A 764-nucleotide genomic window follows, 5' to 3' on the forward strand; every position below is an offset into this window, starting at 1 on the left:
CGCAAAACTATAATCAACCATGAAAAAACAAAACCCAAACAACAAGCTTGCTTTCAACAAAGTGGCTGTTACAGAATTAAACGACACACAAATGCATGATGTAGACGGCGGAAGCTCTCCTGCATGTTACTTAGTAATCAGTTTCTTAATCGCAAAACTATAATCCAAATGAAAAAACAAAATGTAAACAACAAGCTTGCTTTCAATAAAGTGGCTGTTACAGAATTGAACGACACACAAATGCATGATGTTGATGGCGGAAGCTCTCCTGCATGTTACTTAGTAATCAGTTTCTTAATCGCAAAACTATAATCCAAATGAAAAAACAAAATGTAAACAACAAGCTTGCTTTCAATAAAGTGGCTGTTACAGAATTAAACGACACACAAATGCATGATGTTGATGGCGGAAGCTCTCCTGCATGTTACTTAGTAATCAGTTTCTTAATCGCAAAACTATAATCCAAATGAAAAAACAAAATGTAAACAACAAGCTTGCTTTCAATAAAGTGGCTGTTACAGAATTGAACGACACACAAATGCATGATGTTGATGGCGGAAGCTCTCCTGCATGTTACTTAGTAATCAGTTTCTTAATCGCAAAACTATAATCAACCATGAAAAAACAAAACCCAAACAACAAGCTTGCTTTCAACAAAGTAGCTGTTACAGAATTGAACGACACACAAATGCATGATGTTGACGGCGGAAGCTCTCCGGCATGTTACTTAGTAATCAGTTTCTTAATCGCAAAACTATAATCAA

General features: G+C 35.7%; 5 protein-coding genes. All 5 read left to right on the forward strand.

The genetic code is table 11. The features are described 5' to 3' along the window. Window positions 1-19: 19 nt before the first annotated feature. From DCO46_RS22935 to DCO46_RS22955, 5 genes are read left to right on the forward strand one after another with little or no spacing between them, the layout of a single operon-like run. Window positions 20-163: a class I lanthipeptide gene (locus DCO46_RS22935; RefSeq protein WP_165828981.1), complete on the forward strand. Its 144-nt coding sequence runs from the start codon at window positions 20-22 to the stop codon at window positions 161-163. Between the two features lie 5 nt (window positions 164-168). Continuing rightward, window positions 169-312 carry a class I lanthipeptide gene (locus DCO46_RS22940; RefSeq protein ID WP_165828979.1) on the forward strand — a complete coding sequence of 48 codons (144 nt, stop codon included), beginning with the start codon at window positions 169-171 and terminating at the stop codon, window positions 310-312. A gap of 5 nt (window positions 313-317) precedes the next feature. Beyond that, window positions 318-461 carry a class I lanthipeptide gene (locus DCO46_RS22945; protein ID WP_165828979.1) on the forward strand — a complete coding sequence of 48 codons (144 nt, stop codon included), beginning with the start codon at window positions 318-320 and terminating at the stop codon, window positions 459-461. 5 nt (window positions 462-466) lie between these two features. Continuing rightward, window positions 467-610 carry a class I lanthipeptide gene (locus tag DCO46_RS22950; protein ID WP_165828979.1) on the forward strand — a complete coding sequence of 48 codons (144 nt, stop codon included), beginning with the start codon at window positions 467-469 and terminating at the stop codon, window positions 608-610. 6 nt (window positions 611-616) lie between these two features. Beyond that, on the forward strand, window positions 617-760 hold the full coding sequence (locus tag DCO46_RS22955) for a class I lanthipeptide (protein ID WP_165828981.1): 144 nt from the start codon (window positions 617-619) through the stop codon (window positions 758-760). Window positions 761-764 lie beyond the last annotated feature (4 nt).

The organism is Flavobacterium sp. HTF, from assembly GCF_003105115.1.
Lineage (GTDB): Bacteria > Bacteroidota > Bacteroidia > Flavobacteriales > Flavobacteriaceae > Flavobacterium.

Bases quoted from the DNA above. Each gene is read 5' to 3' on its own strand.
- DCO46_RS22935 (WP_165828981.1), top strand. From the start codon at position 20: ATGAAAAAACAAAACCCAAACAACAAGCTTGCTTTCAACAAAGTGGCT.
- DCO46_RS22940 (WP_165828979.1), top strand. From the start codon at position 169: ATGAAAAAACAAAATGTAAACAACAAGCTTGCTTTCAATAAAGTGGCT.
- DCO46_RS22945 (WP_165828979.1), top strand. From the start codon at position 318: ATGAAAAAACAAAATGTAAACAACAAGCTTGCTTTCAATAAAGTGGCT.
- DCO46_RS22950 (WP_165828979.1), top strand. From the start codon at position 467: ATGAAAAAACAAAATGTAAACAACAAGCTTGCTTTCAATAAAGTGGCT.
- DCO46_RS22955 (WP_165828981.1), top strand. From the start codon at position 617: ATGAAAAAACAAAACCCAAACAACAAGCTTGCTTTCAACAAAGTAGCT.